This window comes from Streptomyces phaeolivaceus (assembly GCF_009184865.1).
GTDB lineage: Bacteria > Actinomycetota > Actinomycetes > Streptomycetales > Streptomycetaceae > Streptomyces > Streptomyces phaeolivaceus.
This window is the reverse complement of record NZ_CP045096.1, coordinates 8,560,597-8,578,809: the sequence shown is the minus strand read 5'-3', so window position 1 is coordinate 8,578,809 and position 18,213 is coordinate 8,560,597. Positions and strand designations below refer to the sequence as shown.

Below are 18,213 nucleotides of genomic sequence, written 5' to 3'. Positions count from 1 at the left end.
CGGGCCCCTCCCCGTCGGTTCAGTCGTCGGTGGTGCCCAGTCCGGTCAGCGCGCCGACCGGGTCGAGGTCCGGGGTGCCTCGGGGCCACCAGTCGTCGTGGCCCGGTTCGGACTCGTAGGCGTACCAGAGGCCGTCGCGGCCGAGGCGGAGTTGGACGTGGCCGTGGGGGTGGGTGAGGTGGTTGCGGCGGGGGCGGAAGGCCGGGAGGTCGGCGGCGAGGAGAAGGGGGCGGGCGCGGTCGAAGCGGCCGGCCGGCGGGTCCCAGGGTTCCTCCAGGACGGCCAGCCCTTCGAGGCCGCCCTGGCGCCAGGCGGCGACCGCGCGGGCCAGGTCGGCGGGGGTGCGGCCGGTGGCGGCGGCCAGGGAGGCGTACAGGGCGCGGGTGGTGGCGGTGAGACCGGAGCCGGGGCGGGCGGCGGCGAGGCGTACCGCGTCCTGCCACAGCGTCAGTTCGGCCACCGGGTCGCGTCCCGTGGTGAGCAGCGCGTGCGCGCGGGCGGCGGCGTCGGTGGCCAGCTGGTCCAGCGCGAACGGGTCCGGGCCGCCGGGCGCGCCCGGGTACACCGGCGGCTGTTCCGGGTGCGGCGGCGGGGGCGGCGGGGCGGGCAGCGGCGGGAGGGTGCGCGGGGCGAGGGCGTCGCGGGCCGGGACACCGGGGAGCGGCGCGGGTTCCCGTTCCCGCGCGGCACGCGCCGCCCGCGCCGCGTTCCGCCGGGACAGCGCGTCGATCAGCTCCCGCTCGCCCCGGCCGCGCAGCAGCAACAGCACGAACGGGTCCTCGTCCAGCAAGCGCGCCGTCTGATAACAGAGCGCCGCCGCGTGCTTGCAGGGGTGCCCGAAGTCGGGGCAGCCGCACCGGGGTTCCAGCTCGCGGGCGCCGGGCAACAGGCGTACGCCGTGGTCACCGCTCGCGGCGAGCGTGTGCGGGAGTTCCTTGTCCAGCAGGGCTGCGATATGGCCCGGGTGTTCCGCCGCCGCGTCCAGGAAGCGGTCCCATTCGTCGTCGTCCAGGGTCCGCAGGCGCAGTTGCACCCGGTACGGCCGAGGCCTGCTTCCGTGGACGTACGCCAGAACCTGTCCCGGTGTCACGGTGATCGCGTCCACGTGCCCCTTGTCCGCGTACGTCCGCCCGCGCGCCAGCCGCGCCGCGTCCAACGCGCCCTCCTCCAGCGCCGTCACCCACGCGTTGCCCCACCAACTCCCCGCGAACGCCTCCCCGGTGGAGGAGCGCGGCGGGAACGGGCGGAACGTACGCCGCAGTTCACCGTCCCGGGAGGGGGCGGCCATGGTGCGGGGGACGCGGGGGGTGGTGTCCGGTCGCGGGGGGTTCACCGGGTCGGGGGCGGGCGCCGGTCGAGGGGCGCCGGGCGGGGTGGGGGCGGACTTCGGGTCGGGAACGGCAGGGTCGTGGGGCGTGCGGTCGCGGGGAGCGTCCTCGCCAGGTCGCGGTGACTCGTGGGGTCCAGCCGGCGCTGCCGGACCGCCACCGTCCCTTGCGGCGGCCGGGGCCACGGTGGGGGTCTCGTCGGGTTCCGGTTCGTCGGAGGGCGGCTTGAAGACGTCGGCGAGCAGTTCGCGTACCTCGTGGGCTCGGCTGCCCGAAGCCCGGTCCCGTCCCGCCGCCGACTCCCGCCCCGCCGTCGGCTCCCGTCCCGAAGCACGGTCCCGTAGCGATGCCGGGCCCCGTCCCCGCGTCGTCCGTCGCGGAGTCCGGTCTCGCTTGCCCGCGGCCTCGGCACCAGTGCCCCCAGCCTCGGTACGAGCGGCCTCCGTCTCGGCTCGGGCACGCCCGGCGGCCTCGCGTGCGGCCCGCAGCGCCTCGCGGGCGATGTCGCCGGGGCGGGCGGCGGGCCTGCTCGGCTCGACGGGGGGAGCGGCGGTGTCGGGCAGGCCATCGGGCCGGGAGTCACCGGGCTCGGCGGAGGGGCGGTCCCCAGTCCTCCGCAGCGCTTCTCGTGCCACGTCACCCGGCCTGGCGGCGGGCTGTGGGGCTGTCCGTGTCCCGGATGCCTCCGTCGGCTGCGACTCCCCGGCCCCCGGCGCGGGGCCCGAACCCTGGTGGTCAACGGCCTCGGTCCCGTCCCGGTCCCGTTCCCGAGCCGCCCGCAACGCCCGGCGGGCGACATCGGCGGGCCGGAGCCCAGCACCGGAATCCGGCCCGTCCGCACTCCCACTTGTTTCCGCGTTCCCGGCCCCGTCCGCACCCCCCAGCTCGTCCGTCCCCCTCGTCCCGGCCGGAGCCTCCACGACCGCGGCGGCGTCCCCGGCCTGTCCGCCCTCCTCCGCACGCCTCCGCACATCCCCGGACACGTCCGTCCCCCTCGTCCCGGCCGGACGCTCGACCGCCGAGACCTCGCCCCCGGCCCCCTCGGCCTCCTCCGCGCGCCGCCGCGCACTCTCCGGGGTCCCCGCGCCCCCGCTCACGCCGACCTCCGCAGTGACACCAGGTCGGTCAGCTCGCGGTCGGTCAGCTCGGTGAGGGCCGTCTCGCCGGAGCCGAGGATGGCGTCGGAGAGGGCGCGCTTGGACTCCAGCATCTCGGCGATGCGGTCCTCGACGGTGCCCTCGGTGATGAGGCGGTGGACCTGGACGGGCTGGGTCTGGCCGATGCGGTAGGCGCGGTCGGTGGCCTGTTCCTCGACGGCCGGGTTCCACCAGCGGTCGAAGTGGACGACATGGCCGGCGCGGGTGAGGTTGAGGCCGGTGCCGGCCGCCTTCAGGGACAGGATCAGGACCGGGGTCGCGCCGCTCTGGAAGCGGTCCACCATGTGTTCGCGGTCCTTGACGGGCGTACCGCCGTGCAGCAGTTCGACGGGGACCGCGCGGGCGGCGAGGTGTGCGGTGATCAGCCGGGCCATGCCGACGTACTGGGTGAAGACCAGGGCCGAGCCGTCCTCGGAGAGGAGCGTGTCCAACAGCTCGTCCAGCAGGGCGAGTTTGCCGGAGCGGGCGGCGAACCGGTCGCCGGTGGCGGTGCCCGGCTCCTCCTTCAGATAGAGCGCCGGGTGGTCGCAGATCTGCTTCAGGGCGCCCAGGAGTTTCAGGACGAGGCCCCGGCGGGCCATGCCCTCCGCCGTCTCGATGGCGAGCAGCGACTCGCGGACCACGGCCTCGTACAGGGCGGCCTGTTCGCGGGAGAGGGGGACGGGGTGGTCGGTCTCGGTCTTGGGCGGGAGTTCGGGGACGATGCCCGGGTCGGACTTCCTGCGGCGCAGGAGGAAGGGGCGGACCAGGCGGGCGAGGCGGGTGACGGCCTCCTGGTCCTCGCCGTTCTCCACGGCGCGGGCGTGGCGGGCGCGGAAGGACTTCAGAGGGCCGAGGAGCCCGGGGGTGGTCCAGTCGAGGAGGGCCCACAGCTCGGAGAGGTTGTTCTCGACGGGGGTGCCGGTGAGGGCCACGCGCGCGGGGGTCGGGATGGTGCGCAGGGCTTTCGCCGTCGCCGAGTAGGGGTTCTTGACGTGCTGGGCCTCGTCGGCGACGACCATGCCCCACGTCTGCTGGGCGAGTTGGGCGGCCGTCGAGCGCATGGTGCCGTAGGTGGTGAGGACGAAGCCGCCGGTCACGGGGCCCTCGGTGCCTCGTGGGTCGTCCAGGGTGCGGTCGGGACCGTGGAAGCGGCGGACGGGGACGCCGGGGGCGAAGCGGGTGATCTCGCGCTGCCAGTTGCCCAGCAGGGAGGCGGGGCAGACGACCAGGGTGGGGTCGGAGCGGGCGCGGCGCAGGTGCAGGGCGATGACCGTGATCGTCTTGCCGAGGCCCATGTCGTCGGCGAGGCAGCCGCCGAGACCGAGGGAGGTCATGAGGTCCAGCCAGGCCAGGCCCCGGAGTTGGTAGTCGCGGAGGGTGGCGTGGAGGCCGGGGGGTGGGTCCACGGTGCCGATCCCGGCCGTCAGACGGTCCCGCAGGGTCGCCAGCGCGCCCATCGGTACCGCCTCCACCGTCTCCCCGTCGACCTCGGCGGTGCCCGTGAGGGCCACGGAGAGGGCGTCCACCGGGTCCAGCAGGCCCAGTTCGCGTTTGCGGGCCTTGCGGACGAGGGCCGGGTCGACGAGGACCCACTGGTCCCGCAGGCGGACGATGGGGCGGTGGGCCTCGGCGAGGGTGTCCATCTCGGCCTCGGTGAGCGGGTCTCCGCCGAGTGCCAACTGCCAGCGGAAGCGCAGCAGTTCCTCGCTCTCGAAGAAGCCGGTGCCGTCCGTGGCGGAGCCGGGCGCCGGGCGCACCTCGGCGCGGGCGGCGAGGTCGTGGGCCAGGTCCCGGGGCCAGTGGACGGCGACCCCGGCGGCGCCGAGGCGGGTGGCGGCGACGCCCAGCAGATCGGACAGCTCGTCCTCGGAGAGGGCGAGGACATCGGGGACGTCCTGCTCGGAGAGCCGGTCCAGGGGCGGCCAGACGCGGGCCGCGCGGCGTACGGCGAGGGCGGCGTCCACGCGGGCGCGGGGCCCGAACGCCGCCTCCGCGTCGCCCGCCCACAGGGCCGCCGCGTCGGCGACGAGGGTGGGGTCGGCGAGGCTGTGCACCTGGACGACGGCCGCGCCCGCGCGCGGGGCGCCTTCGCCGTCGTCGAAGAGGTCGAACGCCGACAGGTCCAGGCGCAGGGAGATCCGGACGCCCGCGTCCATGCCTGCGGCGACCTCGGCGGCCCAGTCGCGCGCGTGCGGGAGCCGCTGTCCGGCGTGGGCCGCGAACGGTTTCCCGGAGACGTACGGTGCGGCCGGGCCGCGTGGCAGGGTGTCGGCGACCGCGTCCAGGAAGGACCGCATCAGCGACTCCGGCTCGGGCAGCCTGAGCGGCCCCTTGCCGGGCAGCGGTACGGCGTGGCCCTCGTACGGCAGGGCCGCGGCGACGGCTCTGAGGTGTGCGATGTCGTCCGGGTCGAGCGGTCCCGCCCGCCAGGCGTCGTACCCCTCGGCGGTCAGCCCCGGGAGCAGCCGCCCCCGGGCGGTCAGACGCAGCGCGTGCAGTGCGGCGGCACCCCAGCAGGCCGTGGCGGGGTGGGCGGCCGGGTCGCGCCGGGCGCGGGTGAGCAGGGGCAGGGCCTCGCCGACGGTCAGGTACACGGCGGGGACGGTGCCCCGGCGGGCTCCGGAGCCGTGCGGTCGTACGACCGTGAGGTCCTCGGTGGCGCCCGGTGGCGGGTCGCCGCCCGCCGGGTCCCAGAACGCGAACCGGCCGTGGCGGGGCAGCGGGGCCGGGAGGAAGACGGCGGCCAGCCGGACGGGGACGGACGCCCGCGCGGGGACGGCCGTGTCGGCCCCGGGAACAGCCATGTCCCGCATATGTCCGGTCACCTCCCCGCCCGTGGACGCCCGCGGGCGTCCGTCGACACTCATGGACACCGGTCGACACCCCGTCGACGCCTGTCGATTCGATCAGCTGCCTTCGACTCTACGGGCGGGGTCTGACAATCGGTGCCGAGGAGCGGGCGAGGGGCCCGTCCGGAGCGGTGTCCGAGCAGGTCAGGGCCAGGTCAGGGCACGGTTCGCGACACCACGTACACCATCGGATGGTCCGGATTGGTGCGGTTCACCACGACGTCGTGGGTGGGTGCGGGGTTCTTCTGGTCGCTGACGAGGCCGTACCAGGGGCCGGAGCCGGTGAAGTCCCAGCCGACGATCCCCCGGTCGCGGGCGTTGATGGCCATCTTGTCGTGGTCCAGGTCGGCCGTGCCCGCGCCGATCTGGTCGAGGAAGCTCTCCAGGCCCTCGTTGCTCGTATAGAACTGCACGTAGAGACGGCTGGTCTTCCAGTTGTTCGTCTCGTAGTACGCGACGTGCTTGGAGTACGGCGGGATCGGCACCTGGTAGAGGCGCTGCTGGACCCGGGAGGGCCAGTGGGCGGTGAGGCCGGTCGCCGAGTACTTCTTCTCCTTGTCCTTGCCGCTGTCGCGGCTCTGGTTGGCGGAGATCACCAGATAGCCGGCGGGTACGCCGATGAGCAGCACGATGATCGACAGGGTGATCGCCCGGCGGCGGATCCGGCGGCGGCGGTCCTCGGCGGGCCGCTCCGGCTCCTCGGGCGAGGATCCCTGGTGCGGGACGGAGGTGGTCATGCGGAGTCCTGGGTGGTGCGGCGGGCCTCCACGTACCGCGCGTAGCGCTCGTACCGCTCGACTCTGCGCCGGTTGGCGCGGCGGAAGCGGCGGGCGACGAGCCGGGCGAGGTCGGCGGCGCCCACCATGCCGGCCTCGGGTCCGAGCTGGGCACGCGCGATACGGGCCTCGGGACGGTAGCCACGACCGGTGAGGTGGCGGCGGAAGGCGTCCCGGGCCGGGCCGATCAGCAGGTCGTCGGCGGCCGAGACACCGCCGCCGATGACGAAGCAGGACGGGTCGAGGGCTGCGGCCAGGTTGGCGATGCCGACGCCGAGCCACTGGCCGATGTCCTGGAGCAGCTCGATGCACATCGCGTCGCCCTCACGGGCCAGCTCGGTGATCATCGGGCCCGTGATGTCGCCGATGTTCCCCTTGACGTGTTCGATGATCCCGTACGCCACCGGGGAGTCGGCCGCCGCCAGCTCGCGGGCCTCTCTGACCAGGGCGTTCCCCGAGCTGTACTGCTCCCAGCAGCCGCGGTTGCCGCACGGGCAGCGGTGGCCGCCGGGCACGACCTGCATATGGCCGAACTCGCCCGCGACACCGAATTTGCCGCGCTTGACCTGGCCGTCCTCCAGGATCGCGCCGCCGATTCCGGTGCCGAGCGTGATCATGACCAGGTGGTCCTCGTCGCGGCCGGCGCCGAAGCGCCACTCGGCCCAGGCGGCGGCGTTGGCGTCGTTGTCCACCAGGACCGGCACGGCGAGGCGGCCGGCGAGGCGGTCGCGCAGCGGCTCGTTGCGCCAGGACAGGTGGGGGGCGAACAGCACGCGGTTGCGGTCCGCGTCCACCCAGCCGGCGGCGCCGATGCCGACGGCGTGCACATCGTGCCGGTCGGAGAGGTCCAGGACCAGTTCCGTGATGGTGTCCTCGACGACCTGGGGGCTCTTCGACTTGTCCGGGGTCTCCGTGCGGAGCTTCTCCAGGATGTTGCCGTCGGCGTCCACGACGCCCGCCATCACCTTCGTACCGCCGATGTCGATGCCGACGGTGGGGACGCGGGGGGCCGTCAGATGGGAGCGGCGCTCGCGCGTTCCCACGGTCCGCAGGACGGTGGCCCGCGCGGAGCCGCGGTGGGTGAAGTCGCGGTAAGTGCTCATCGGGCCGATTCTGCCCTAGCGCTCCGCTTGGTGCGCCGTGGGGGCGGGGGGTGCCATGGGTTGTTTTTCGGGTGCGGGTCCGGTGGGGGCTGATCGCGCAGTTCCCCGCGCCCCTGAAAAGCAGGGGCCACGCCCCTCAAGAGCAGGAGGTGCCCTCTCCTATGACCTCACCAGGAGCTGGAAATCGAACGAATAGCGGGACGCGCGGTAGATGTGGGTGCCGTGTTCGACCGCTCTGCCGGTGTCGTCGAAGGTGGTGCGTTGCATGGTGAGGAGGGGGGCGTTCGGGGGCTCGGCGAGGCGGTCGGCCTCCTCCGGGGTCGCCGACTTCGCGCCGATGGTCTGGCGGGCGCTGTGGAGGGTGATGCCGGCGGCGCGCATCAGGCGGTAGAGGCCGGTGGCTTCGAGCTGGGGGGAATCGAGGTCGAGGAGGTCGGTGGGGAGGTAGTTGCAGAGGTAGGCCATGGGCTCGCCGTGGGCCAGACGGAGTCGCTCGATCCGGTGGACTTGTCCGCCCTCCGCGACGGCGAGGGCGGCGGCCACCTCGGCGGAGGCCGCGACGGTGGTGTTGACCAGGACACGGGTGGCCGGGCGCTGGCCGGCGGCCTCCAGGTCGTCGTAGAGGCTGCTGAGCTCCAGAGGGCGTTTGACCTGGGAGTGGACGACCTGGGTGCCCACTCCGCGGCGGCGGACGAGCAGGCCCTTGTCGACCAGGGACTGGATGGCCTGGCGGACGGTCGGGCGGGACAGGCCCAGGCGTGCGGCCAGCTCGATCTCGTTGCCCAGCAGGCTGCCCGGGGTCAGCTCGCCGTGCTCGATCGCCGCCTCCAGCTGCTGGGACAGCTGGAAGTAGAGCGGGACCGGGCTGCTGCGGTCGACGCTGAGCTGGAGCGGCACGGTCGGATCCACTTCTGGTTTCGGCACGGGCCGAGCGTAGCCCCGGTATCTGGTGACGGGAAGTTGCGTGGTTCGGTTGTCCGGACAAACCATTGACACGGCGGCAGGTGCGACCCCACTTTGTTTCTCATGCGCATCGGACTCATCGGGGCGGGTCGCATCGGGACGTTTCACGCGACCACCCTCAGCCGCCACCGTGATGTCGGCTCTCTGATCATCACGGACGTCGATACGACTCGGGCCCATGACCTCGCGGATCGCCTCGGCGAGACGGTCGCGCCGGGCGTGGACGAGATCTTCACCTGGGGTGTGGACGCCGTGGTGATAACGGCCGCGACGGCGGCCCACGGCGAACTGATCGGTCGGGCAGCACGCTCGGGACTGCCGGTCTTCTGCGAGAAACCCATCGCCGTGGATCTGCCGGGCACCTTAAGCGCGCTGACCGAGGTCGACGCGGCCGGGACGGTGCTGCAGATGGGCTTCCAGCGGCGCTTCGACTCCGGGTACGTCACCGCGCGGGAGGCGGTGCGCGCGGGCCGGCTCGGGCGGCTGCACACCGTACGGGCGCTCACGGCCGATCAGACGCCGCCGCCTGCGGAGTATCTGCCGGTGTCCGGCGGGATCTACCGGGACTGTCTGATCCATGACTTCGACATCGTGCGGTGGGTGACCGGGCGGGAGGTCGCCACGGTGTACGCGACCGGGTCGGACGCCGGGCATCCGATGTTCCGGGAGGCGCACGACCTCGACACGGCGGCGGCCGTGCTCACGCTGGAGGACGGCACGCTCGTCACGGCCACGGCGGCGCGGGTGAACGGGGCCGGGTACGACGTGCGGCTGGAGCTGGCCGGGGAGCTGGACACCGTGGTGGTCGGGCTGGACGACCGTACGCCGGTCGCGTCCACGGAGCCGAGTGGGCCGCCGGCGGCGGACAAGCCGTGGACCGGGTTCCTGGAGCGGTTCGCGTCCGCGTACGAGGCCGAGATCGGGGCGTTCGTGGAGGTGGTGCGGGGGGAGCGGGCGAATCCGTGCGACGGGCGGGAGGCGTTGCAGGCGTTGCGGGTGGCGGAGGCGTGCGAGTTGTCGCGGCTGGAGCATCGGCCGGTGAATCTGGGGGAGATCGCGGGCGGCCGGGAGTAGGAGTAGGAGAGCGGTTGGGGAGGGGGTCGGGTGGTGTCGCGGCTGCGGGTGGGTGGGGGCTGGTCGCGCAGTTCCCCGCGCCCCTCAAGGGGCGAAAAGCAAGGGGCGCAGCCCCTGCATTTCAGAGGCGCGGGGAACTGCGCGGGAAGCACCACCCACCCGCGCGTGACTAACCGTCGGGCTCGTCGAGCAACCCCGCGTCGTAAGTCAACAGAGCGATCTGCACCCGGTTGTTGAGGCCGAGTTTGGCGAGGACCCGGGAGACGTGGGTCTTGACCGTGGGGACGCTCAGGAAGAGCTCGGCGGCGATCGCCGCGTTGGAGGCGCCGCGGCCGACGGCGACGGCGACCTCGCGTTCGCGGTCGTTGAGGGCGGCGACGCGGGAACGGGCGGTGGCGCGGCGGGTGTCGGCGGTGGCGCCGGCGGCGTGGGCCATCAACTGGCGGGTGACGGCGGGTGAGAGGACGGGGTCGCCGGCCGCGACCCGCCGTACCGCCTCGACGATCTCGGCGGGCGGGGTGTCCTTGAGGACGAAACCGGCGGCGCCCGCGCGCAGGGCGCGCAGGACCTGGTCGTCGGCGTGGAAGGTGGTGAGGACGACGACCTGCGGCGCGTCCGCGCGGGCGCGCAGCCGCTCCGTGGCCGCGAGGCCGTCGACGGTCGGCATCCGGATGTCCATCAGGACGACGTCGGGGCGCGTGCGGTCGACGAGGGCGTCCACCTCGTCGCCGTCGGCGCCCTCGCCCACGATCTCGATGTCGTCGGCGCCGCCCAGCATGAAGGAGAGTCCGGCGCGCACGAGGGGATCGTCGTCGACGAGGAGCAGTCGGATCGCGGTCATCTGTCGGCCGTTCGGATGTCGGTCATGGAGCACTACCGTAATGACGCTTCGGCCGGACCGCCGCGTTGTCGTGGGCGCACCCGTTAGTGTCGGCCGGTACGGCTTTCAACTGACGGAGGAATCAGGTGCGTTACCGACTCCTGGGCCGGACCGGGCTGCGCGTCTCCGAGCTGTTCCTGGGCGCCATGACGTTCGGGGAGCAGGGCGGGGTGGGGGCGCCCCGGGAGGAGTGCGCGCGGATCCTCGACGTGTACGCGGAGGCCGGCGGCAATGTGATCGACACGGCGGTCAACTACCGGGGCGGGGAGAGCGAGCGGATCGTCGGCGAGCTGCTCAAGGGGCGCCGCGACCGGTTCGTGCTGTCCACCAAGTACACCGTCTCCCGTGACAGCAGCGATCCCAACGCCGCGGGCAACCACCGCAAGAACCTCGCGCTGTCCCTGGAGACGAGCCTGCGCCGCCTGGGCACGGACTACGTCGACATCTACTGGGTGCACATCTGGGACCGGAACACCCCGGTCGAGGAGACGATGCGCGCCCTCGACGACGCCGTACGGTCGGGGAAGGTGCTGTACGTCGGTATCTCGGACGCCCCGGCGTGGGTGGTCTCGCGGGCCAACACCCTTGCCGAGTGGCGGGGTTGGTCGCCGCTGTCGGCGCTCCAGGTGCCGTACAGCCTGCTCAACCGGGACATCGAGCGGGAGCTGCTGCCGATGGCGGAGGCGTTCGGGATGTCGGTGGCGGCCTGGAGTCCGCTGCAGAACGGTGTCCTGTCCGGGAAGTACACCCGTCCGGGCGGGCCGGCGCCGGGCACCGCGACGCGGCTGTCCGTCGGGGCGGTCGGGGAGCGTGAGCGGGCGGTCGCGGAGGCCGTGCAGAGCGCCGCCGACGAACTGGGCGCGACCCCGGCCCAGATCGCCATCGCCTGGACCATGGCCCACTCCCCCGCCGTGCACCCCATCGTCGGCGCGCGCCGCGTGGAGCAGCTGGTGGACAACCTGGGCGCCGCCCGGCTGGTGCTCCCCCCTGAGGTGCTGGCCCGGCTGGAGGAGACCACCGATTTCCGTCTGGGTTTCCCGGGCGACTTCATCGACGAGGCGTCGGCGTGGGTGTACGGGTCGGCGGGGCAGCGCGTGGTGCCCCGCCCGGCGTGACCCCGCGGCCGGTTCGTGTCAGGCGGCCGGTCCCGGTCAGGCGCGCAGTCGTACCCCGTGGCGGGTGCGCAGCCGGCGTACCTCCCACCAGGCGACGGCGGTCACCGAGGCCGGGCCGCCGACGAGGGCGGCGAGCTGGACCAGCGGCGGGCCCGGCGGCAGTCCGCCGACGGCCAGGCTGAGGGCGGCGAACTCCCACACCAGGGCGCCGGTGAGCAGCGCCGGGAGCGCCGGGTGCACATCGGCGGTGTTGAAGGCGCTGCGCACGGCGGGCCCGGTGGCGAAGACGATGAAGAGCAGCGTCCACAGCAGCGGCACGAGCAGGGCGAGCGGCACCCAGAGGTTCATGTCGGGTGCCAGATAGGTGCGGGTGTAGTAGATCGCCCCGCCGAGCAGCGGCACCGTCGTGAAGGCGCCGACGTACCAGAGGGCCGATTTCCCGGCGGTGCGCAGGGGTGCGCGCATGGCCCGGCGCGCGGTCGGCGAGGACCAGCGGAAGAGGGCCGCGACGACCACGGGCGCGCTCAGGAACAGCAGCCAGGGGGTGATCGTCAGCCGCATCATGAACTGCTGCTGCGCCTGGTCGACGTCCTCGGACTTGCCGTACACGGCCAGGATCAGCAGGGACATGAGGGTGGCCGTCCAGGCCCGCCGGCGATGCATCCGTGTCACGTCGTCGTCCACGAGGCGGTGGCGGGCGCGGGAGGGGAAGATCCGCCGGGCCGGACGACGGGCCGAGCGGGCCAGCGGGTAGCCCACCAGCAGGCCGACCACCAACGGCCACGCGCACATCGCGGCCAGCGCCCAGAGACAGCCGTGCAGCCGGAGCCCGCCGAGGAACTCCCGGAGCGGCGGCCATTCGTCCTCCCGCATCCGCCGCACGAGCGAGGGCGGCTGCGGGACGTTGGGGTAACGCCCGTACGGGAGCGGGGAGTCCGGGCCGTACGGGGGCCGGCCCGGCTGGGGAGGTACGTACGGTCCCCGGGGTGGAGGCGGGGGGTTCGGCCCTCCGCTCGGCTGCCAGGGCGGCTGATACGGGTTGCGTCCCCCGAAACTCACGCTGCTGTCCCCTCCCGAGACTCACCATGCGCGCGGTGCCGTGCTCGCCGTGCGCGCTGTGCCGTACGGCTCGCTCGCGTCGTCCGAGGCGTCCGTGTCGTACGGGTCAACTGGCCATCATGGAGGACGAGATGGCGTCGCGCACGCCGAAGCCGGGTTCAGGGCCAGGGCAGCCGGGCCCGTACGCCGAAGCCGCCGCCGTCCTCGGGGCCGTGGTCCAGGTGGCCTCCGGCCAGCGTGGCGCGTTCGGTGAGGCCGATGAGGCCCTGGCCGGAGCCGGGGACGGGCGGGACCTCGCCCGGGGGTGCCGGGTTGCGTACGGAGACGGTGAGTCCGTCGCCGGGGGCGCCCGCGACGGTGACGGTGACCTCGGCGCCGGGGGCGTGCTTGCGGGCGTTGGTCAGGCACTCCTGGGCGATGCGGTAGGCGGTGCGGCCGGCGGAGGTGGGGACGGCGGCGCGGTCGGTGACACGCTGGTCGAGGACGACCTTCATGCCCGCCTCGCGGCACTCGGAGACGAGGGTGTCGAGCGCGGCCAGCGTCGGCTGGGGGCGGCCCGCGTCGTCGGGCTCGCCCGCCCGGAGGACCCCGATGATCTCCCGCAGGTCCTGGAGGGCCTCGTGGGCGCTCTCCCGGATGACGCCCGCCGCGCGGACGATCTCGGGACGGGGCGCGTCGGGCCGGAACTCCAGTGCGCCCGCGTGCACGCTCAGCAGGGTGAGGCGGTGCGCCAGGACGTCGTGCATCTCGCGTGCGATGGCCTCGCGGGCGAGGCGCTGCGCCTGCTCGGCCCGGAGCGCGGCCTCGGTCTCGGCGCGCCGGGCGCGGTCCCGGAAGCTCAGCAGGAGCTGCCGCTTGGCGCGTACGAACATGCCCCAGCCGACCATCGCGGCGGTGAGCAGCACCGAGAGGAAGACCGCCCAGAGGTAGCTGATGTCGGGGTCGGGGCGCAGCCAGAAGAACAGCGGGTTCAGGACGAGGGAGGCGCCGCCGATCCAGGCCACGTACCGGAAGGGCCGGTGCACGGTGAGGGTGAAGAGGGCGACGAGGCCGGCGCCGCCCGCGGTGTTGGACACGAAGCAGACCGGGACCATCGCCACGGCGAGGCCGACCGGCCAGCGTCTGCGCAGCCAGACGGCGGCGCAGGCGAGCGCGCCGAGGACCTGGTCGAAGACGGCGAAGGCCTGCGGCAGATCGGTCTCGTTCCTGACCGTGTCCGCGCCGAGGAGGCCGATGAACACGGCCAGCAGGAAGCAGGTGAAGTCGACGACCCAGTCGCGCGCGGTCCGGCCTGGCCGCCGTCCGGGGCGTCCGTCGCCGGGGTCCCGGCCGGGGTCGGGGTCGGGGTCGAGCAGGGCCGACGGCAGGAGCCAGCTCCGCCCCGGGAAGGTCGGGGGCTCGGACATCCGCCCCGGGAAGGTCGGGGGCTCGGACACCGGCTTGTCAGCTCTCACGGTCGACAAATCTATGCGGAGACGGCCGCCACCACCTCCCCTCGGCCGGGGATCGCGACCGAAGTCGCGCCTGCGTCGACCTTCGGCGGTCCGCCGCCGCACGGATCGGTACTTCCGTCGGACAGGCCTCGCCCCGCGGCCGATGAACATGGGGGGACCGCGGGGCGAGGATCCAGGACATGAAGCAGTTGTTGGAGTTTCTCGGGTTCCTCGCCCTGCTGCAGGGCTCCGGCGGTCTGGTGTACGAACTCACCGGCAAGCTGCGGTGGGGGGTGATACAGCGGTGGAGCGCCCTGGACGGCTACGAGATCTATGTGAGCATCGCGCTGGTCGTCCTGGCGTTCGCCCTGTTCGCGGCGGCGGAGAGCCGGAAGTCGGGGTGAGCGGAAGGCAGGGCGAGCGGAAGTCGGGGGGAGTGGGAGTCGGGGGGAGTGGAGGCCCGCCCGGCCGTCTGTCCGGTGGGGGGAGGACGGACGGCCGGGACGGGCGGCGCCGAACCCGGTGGGGCGGGTTCAGCAGTCGTGGTCGACCAGGTCGAAGGACGCGTAGTGGTCGGCCGTGTAGTAGTCCTCCTCATGGGCCTGACCGGTGACGATGCGGCGGGCGCCGCGGGTGGAGGAGCCGGGGGTCTTCACGGTGTACTCGTGGTAGTACCCCGTGGAGCGGCTGGGCAGGATGCGCTCCCGGTTCTGGAAGACGCCGCCGTCCTGCGAGTACGGGTACGGGCCGCCCTGGGCGATCAGGTTGAGTGTGGTGTACGCCTGCGACGGCAGATCGCTGTAGCAGATGCTGCCGACCGCGGCGGCGGCCGGGGTGGCGGTGACGGTGCCGCCGACGAGGAGAGCGGACAGGAGGGCTGCCGCCGCTCCGATACGTGTTGCCCGTGGGGGGAATCTCATGGCTTCATGATGACGCGCGTAGACAGTGGCATGTCAATGACAAGTTCCATGATTTTCCGGGCACGTCCGCTAAGTTTTCCGGGAGTTAACCGGAGTTCACGCGTTCTCCGGCAGTTCATAGGTGCCGTACTCGGGGCGGCCCGCGCGTTCGTACGTCTGGATCGAGACACCGGTGCCGCTGATGCTGCCGCCGGCGTGCCGGAACGCGGTCGGGAGGGCGCCCTCGACGAAGAGGCGGCGGCCGGCGCCGAGGACGACCGGGAACGTCAGCAGGTGCACGGTGTCGACCAGGTCGAGGGCGAGCAGCGACTGCGCGAGGTGCCCGCTGCCGTGGATCTGCACCTCGCCGTCGGTCGCCTCCTTGAGGGCGGTGACCTCCTTGGCGAGGTCGCCGGAGAGCACGGTCGTGGCGTTCCACTCCGGGGCGGTGACGGTGTGCGAGACGACGTACTTGGGCAGGGAGTTGAGCTTCGCCGCGACCGGGTCGCCCGGGTCGGTGACCTTCGGCCAGTGGGCGGCGAAGATCTCGTACGTCCTGCGGCCCAGCAGGAACGCGCCGACCCGGCCGAAGACTCCGTCGATGAACCGGCCGAAGTCCTCGTCGCCGTACGGGACGCTCCAGCCGCCGTGCGCGAAGCCGTCGCGACGATCCTCGTTCGGGCCGCCGGGGGCCTGGTGGACGCCGTCGAGGGTGACGAAGGAGGTGAGGGTGAGCTTGCCCATGACGAGTGCCTGCTTTCGATGCTCCGGTGGGAGCTCGGGGGTCTGTTGTCATCAGGGCAGACCCCCGGGGTGGCCGCAACTCATCGGTGGGCGGGGATCCTGGGGGCCGGGGGGAGCGAGGTCGGGTGTCGGGTGCGGGTCCGGTGGGGCTTCTCGCGCAGTTCCCCGCGCCCCTGAAAAGCGAAGCAGGGCCTGCGGCCCTTTCAGGGGCGCGGGGAACTGCGCGGCCCGCCCCCACCGGGCCCGCGGACGCGTACTAGCCACCCAGCCCCTGGTGGCGGGTGGACAGGGCGGTCCGGCCCGTTTCCGTCAGGGAGCCGTGGAGGCGTAGGCGGGAGATGCCGCCGTCGGGGTAGATGTCCACGCGGGCGTGGGTGGCCGTGACCGGGGTGTCGAGGACGAAGCGGTGGTTGGTGTCGGGCTGGAGGCGGGTGCGGGGGAGGATCTCGGTCCAGTCGCCGCCGTCGCCGTGCTCGCCGTTCTCGCCGGCTTCGTCGTTCTCGTCGTTCTTGATCGAGACCGTGGCCCAGCCTGCCGCGTTGCCCTTGAGGTAGGCCGTGTCGATCTCCAGGGCGCGGATCTCGGACTGGGCGACGAGGCGGTAGCGGATCCAGTCGTTGCCCTGGTCGCGGCGGCGGCGGGTCTCCCAGCACTCGTGCATCACCCGGGCGCGGCCGGGCTGGATGGTGTTGGTGGCGGGCGAGTAGAAGAGGTTGGAGGCGTCCTCGGCCAGGCCGCCGTTCTCCAGGGCGACCACGTCGAAGGTACCGAGCGCGTCCAGCCAGACCGGGTCCGGCACGGCCTCGCCGTAGACGCGCAGGCGGGCCACGCCGCCGTCGGGGTGCTGGTTGAGGCGGAGGTGGGTGAAGCGCTGCTCGACGGTGACCGCGAAGCCGTTGGCCGCGTGGCCGCCGACGGGGGTGCGCGGGACGAGGGTCGTCCACTTCACGTCGTCGGCGAGGAGTTCCTCCGGCGACGGGGCACCGGCCACCGACGCGGCCTCGACGGACACCGCCTGCGGATAGTTGCCGCGGAAGTGGGCCGTGTCGACGACGATCCCCCGGATCACACCGGGCGCGCCGAGCCGGATCAGCGCCCAGTCGTGGTCCTCGGCCGTCGGCCAGGGGTGGTCGGCCGAGGCGCCCCGGCGGCGGCGGGTCTCCCAGCCGTCCATGACCTTGCCCTTGTGCCCGAAGTGCTCGGGGACGAACTCGGCCGGCTCGGGCACCAGCAGGTTCTCCCGGTGGGCGAAGAACTCGTCGTTGGCGGCGACGACCCCGGCCCCGAGCCTGCGGTCGGCGAGGTCGGCGTAGCGGGTGAAGGGGAAGTCGGTGGTGCGGTAGTCCGCGTACGGGTCGCCGCCGCCGTAGGGGTTCGCGTCGCCGGTGAAACTCGCGGGCGGGGTGTGGTGCTGCGCCGTCACGATGATCAGGTCTGCCTTTCGGTTGCCGGCCGCCACTGCGGGTGCGGGGGGTACGTGAATCAGGGGGTGCGGGTGAGGAGTTGCCCCTTCGGCTCGGTGAACTCGCCGTCCGCGACGATGCGTTCGCCGCGCAGCCAGGTGGACTTGACCACGCCGTACAGGGTCTTGCCGGCGTACGCGGTGACATGGTTGCGGTGGTGGAGGGCGGCCGGGTCGACGGTGAAGGTCTCGTCGGGGGCGAGGACGGCGAAGTCGGCGTCGCGGCCCGCCTCGATGGCGCCCTTGCGGTCGTCGAGGCCGACCAGGGCCGCCGTGCGCGTGGACATCCAGCGGACCACGTCCTCCAGGCCGAGGCCGCGCCGGCGGGCCTCCGTCCAGACCGCCGCGAGGCTCACCTGCAGGCCGGAGATGCCGCCCCAGGCGGTGGCGAAGTCGTCGGTCTTCAGGTCGGCGGTGGACGGGGAGTGGTCGGTGACCACGCAGTCGATCGTGCCGTCCGCGAGGGCCTGCCACAGGAGGTCCTGGTTGGCGGACTCCCGGATGGGCGGGCAACACTTGAACTCGCTCGCCCCGTCCGGGACTTCCTCGGCGGTGAGGGTGAGGTAGTGCGGGCAGGTCTCGACGGTGATGCGGACGCCGTCCCGCTTGGCCTCGGCGATCAGCGGGAGCGCGTCACTGGAGGAGAGGTGGAGGACGTGGACGCGGGCGTCGAGCCGTCGGGCCTCGGCGACGAGGGTCGCGATGGCGGTGTCCTCAGCGTCGCGGGGGCGGGAGGCGAGGAAGTCCGCGTATCCGGGGCCGCCCCGCTGCGGGGCCGCGTCGAGGTGGTGCGGGTCCTCGGCGTGCACGATGAGCAGTCCGCCGAAGCCGGCGATCTCGGCCAGGGAACGGGCCAGGCCCTCCTGGTCGAGGTGCGGGAACTCGTCCACGCCCGACGGCGACAGGAACGCCTTGAAGCCGAAGACCCCGGCGTCGCGCAGCGGCCGTAGATCCTTGACGTTGTCGGGCAGCGCGCCGCCCCAGAAGCCGACGTCGACATGGGCCTTGTCGGCGGCGACCTCGCGCTTGGTCCGGAGGTGGTCGACCGTCGTGGTCGGCGGGAGGGAGTTGAGGGGCATGTCGACGAGGGTGGTGATACCACCGGCCGCCGCCGCGCGCGTGGCGGTCCAGAAGCCCTCCCAGTGGGTGCGGCCGGGGTCGTTCACATGCACATGGGTGTCGACGAGGCCGGGCAGCAGGACATGGTCGCCGAGGTCCTCCAGGCGCGCGCCGGGCGGTACTTCGGCGTCGTACGGGAGGACGGCCGTGATCCGGCCGTCCGCGACGGCGACCGCGGCGGGGCGCGACCCGTCGGGGGTGAGGACGCGCGTCGAGCGCAACACCAGTTCAGCCTCGGACACCGGGACCCCTCTCGCCGTACCGCTGTTC

General features: G+C 73.4%; 15 protein-coding genes. 3 read left to right on the top strand and 12 right to left on the bottom strand.

Features of this window, described 5'->3' with window-relative positions:
* Positions 1 to 19: 19 nt before the first annotated feature.
* From F9278_RS39190 to F9278_RS39170, 5 genes are all read right to left on the bottom strand, one after another.
* Positions 20 to 2,425 (bottom strand): SWIM zinc finger family protein, encoded by a 2,406-nt coding sequence (locus F9278_RS39190; protein ID WP_404818982.1) that lies wholly within the window; start codon positions 2,423 to 2,425, stop codon positions 20 to 22.
* Positions 2,422 to 5,280, bottom strand: coding sequence for a DEAD/DEAH box helicase (locus F9278_RS39185; protein WP_152174393.1), 2,859 nt, complete (start codon positions 5,278 to 5,280; stop codon positions 2,422 to 2,424). Before F9278_RS39185 ends, F9278_RS39190 begins: the two co-directional genes overlap by 4 nt.
* Before the next feature lie 191 nt (positions 5,281 to 5,471).
* Positions 5,472 to 6,053 carry a sugar kinase gene (locus tag F9278_RS39180; protein WP_152172534.1) on the bottom strand — a complete coding sequence of 194 codons (582 nt, stop codon included), beginning with the start codon at positions 6,051 to 6,053 and terminating at the stop codon, positions 5,472 to 5,474.
* Positions 6,050 to 7,195 carry an ROK family glucokinase gene (locus F9278_RS39175; protein WP_152172533.1) on the bottom strand — a complete coding sequence of 382 codons (1,146 nt, stop codon included), beginning with the start codon at positions 7,193 to 7,195 and terminating at the stop codon, positions 6,050 to 6,052. Before F9278_RS39175 ends, F9278_RS39180 begins: the two co-directional genes overlap by 4 nt.
* Positions 7,196 to 7,354: 159 nt before the next feature.
* Positions 7,355 to 8,092, bottom strand: coding sequence for a GntR family transcriptional regulator (locus tag F9278_RS39170; protein WP_193242083.1), 738 nt, complete (start codon positions 8,090 to 8,092; stop codon positions 7,355 to 7,357).
* A 129-nt stretch (positions 8,093 to 8,221) separates the two neighbouring features.
* Here F9278_RS39170 and F9278_RS39165 point away from each other — a divergent pair, with 129 nt between their 5' ends.
* Positions 8,222 to 9,232 (top strand): Gfo/Idh/MocA family oxidoreductase, encoded by a 1,011-nt coding sequence (locus F9278_RS39165; protein ID WP_152172532.1) that lies wholly within the window; start codon positions 8,222 to 8,224, stop codon positions 9,230 to 9,232.
* 169 nt (positions 9,233 to 9,401) lie between these two features.
* On the opposite strand, the gene F9278_RS39160 is transcribed toward F9278_RS39165, so the two are convergent.
* Positions 9,402 to 10,073 carry a response regulator gene (locus tag F9278_RS39160; protein ID WP_193241836.1) on the bottom strand — a complete coding sequence of 224 codons (672 nt, stop codon included), beginning with the start codon at positions 10,071 to 10,073 and terminating at the stop codon, positions 9,402 to 9,404.
* 125 nt (positions 10,074 to 10,198) lie between these two features.
* Here F9278_RS39160 and F9278_RS39155 point away from each other — a divergent pair, with 125 nt between their 5' ends.
* A complete protein-coding gene (locus tag F9278_RS39155; RefSeq protein ID WP_152172530.1) occupies positions 10,199 to 11,227 on the top strand; it encodes an aldo/keto reductase in 1,029 nt (342 codons plus the stop codon).
* A 36-nt stretch (positions 11,228 to 11,263) separates the two neighbouring features.
* Here the strand turns inward: F9278_RS39155 and F9278_RS39150 are convergent, their stop codons facing one another.
* Both F9278_RS39150 and F9278_RS39140 read right to left on the bottom strand, forming a co-directional pair.
* Complete coding sequence (locus F9278_RS39150) at positions 11,264 to 12,100, bottom strand: hypothetical protein (RefSeq protein WP_226967138.1); 837 nt, start codon at positions 12,098 to 12,100, stop codon at positions 11,264 to 11,266.
* 344 nt (positions 12,101 to 12,444) lie between these two features.
* On the bottom strand, positions 12,445 to 13,740 hold the full coding sequence (locus F9278_RS39140; protein ID WP_404818981.1) for a sensor histidine kinase: 1,296 nt from the start codon (positions 13,738 to 13,740) through the stop codon (positions 12,445 to 12,447).
* A 179-nt stretch (positions 13,741 to 13,919) separates the two neighbouring features.
* On the opposite strand from F9278_RS39140, the gene F9278_RS39135 reads away from it, so the two are divergent.
* Complete coding sequence (locus F9278_RS39135; RefSeq protein ID WP_152172529.1) at positions 13,920 to 14,123, top strand: hypothetical protein; 204 nt, start codon at positions 13,920 to 13,922, stop codon at positions 14,121 to 14,123.
* Positions 14,124 to 14,252: 129 nt separating this feature from the next.
* Here F9278_RS39135 and F9278_RS39130 read toward each other — a convergent pair whose 3' ends face one another.
* From F9278_RS39130 to allB, 4 genes are all read right to left on the bottom strand, one after another.
* Positions 14,253 to 14,639 (bottom strand): ribonuclease domain-containing protein, encoded by a 387-nt coding sequence (locus tag F9278_RS39130; protein WP_152172528.1) that lies wholly within the window; start codon positions 14,637 to 14,639, stop codon positions 14,253 to 14,255.
* Positions 14,640 to 14,735: 96 nt separating this feature from the next.
* On the bottom strand, positions 14,736 to 15,362 hold the full coding sequence (locus F9278_RS39125; protein ID WP_152172527.1) for a dihydrofolate reductase family protein: 627 nt from the start codon (positions 15,360 to 15,362) through the stop codon (positions 14,736 to 14,738).
* 256 nt (positions 15,363 to 15,618) lie between these two features.
* Positions 15,619 to 16,785: an allantoicase gene (gene alc / locus F9278_RS39120; protein ID WP_152172526.1), complete on the bottom strand. Its 1,167-nt coding sequence runs from the start codon at positions 16,783 to 16,785 to the stop codon at positions 15,619 to 15,621.
* A 59-nt stretch (positions 16,786 to 16,844) separates the two neighbouring features.
* Entirely contained in the window at positions 16,845 to 18,185 is a 1,341-nt protein-coding gene (allB, locus tag F9278_RS39115; RefSeq protein ID WP_152172525.1) for an allantoinase AllB, read from the bottom strand.
* Positions 18,186 to 18,213 lie beyond the last annotated feature (28 nt).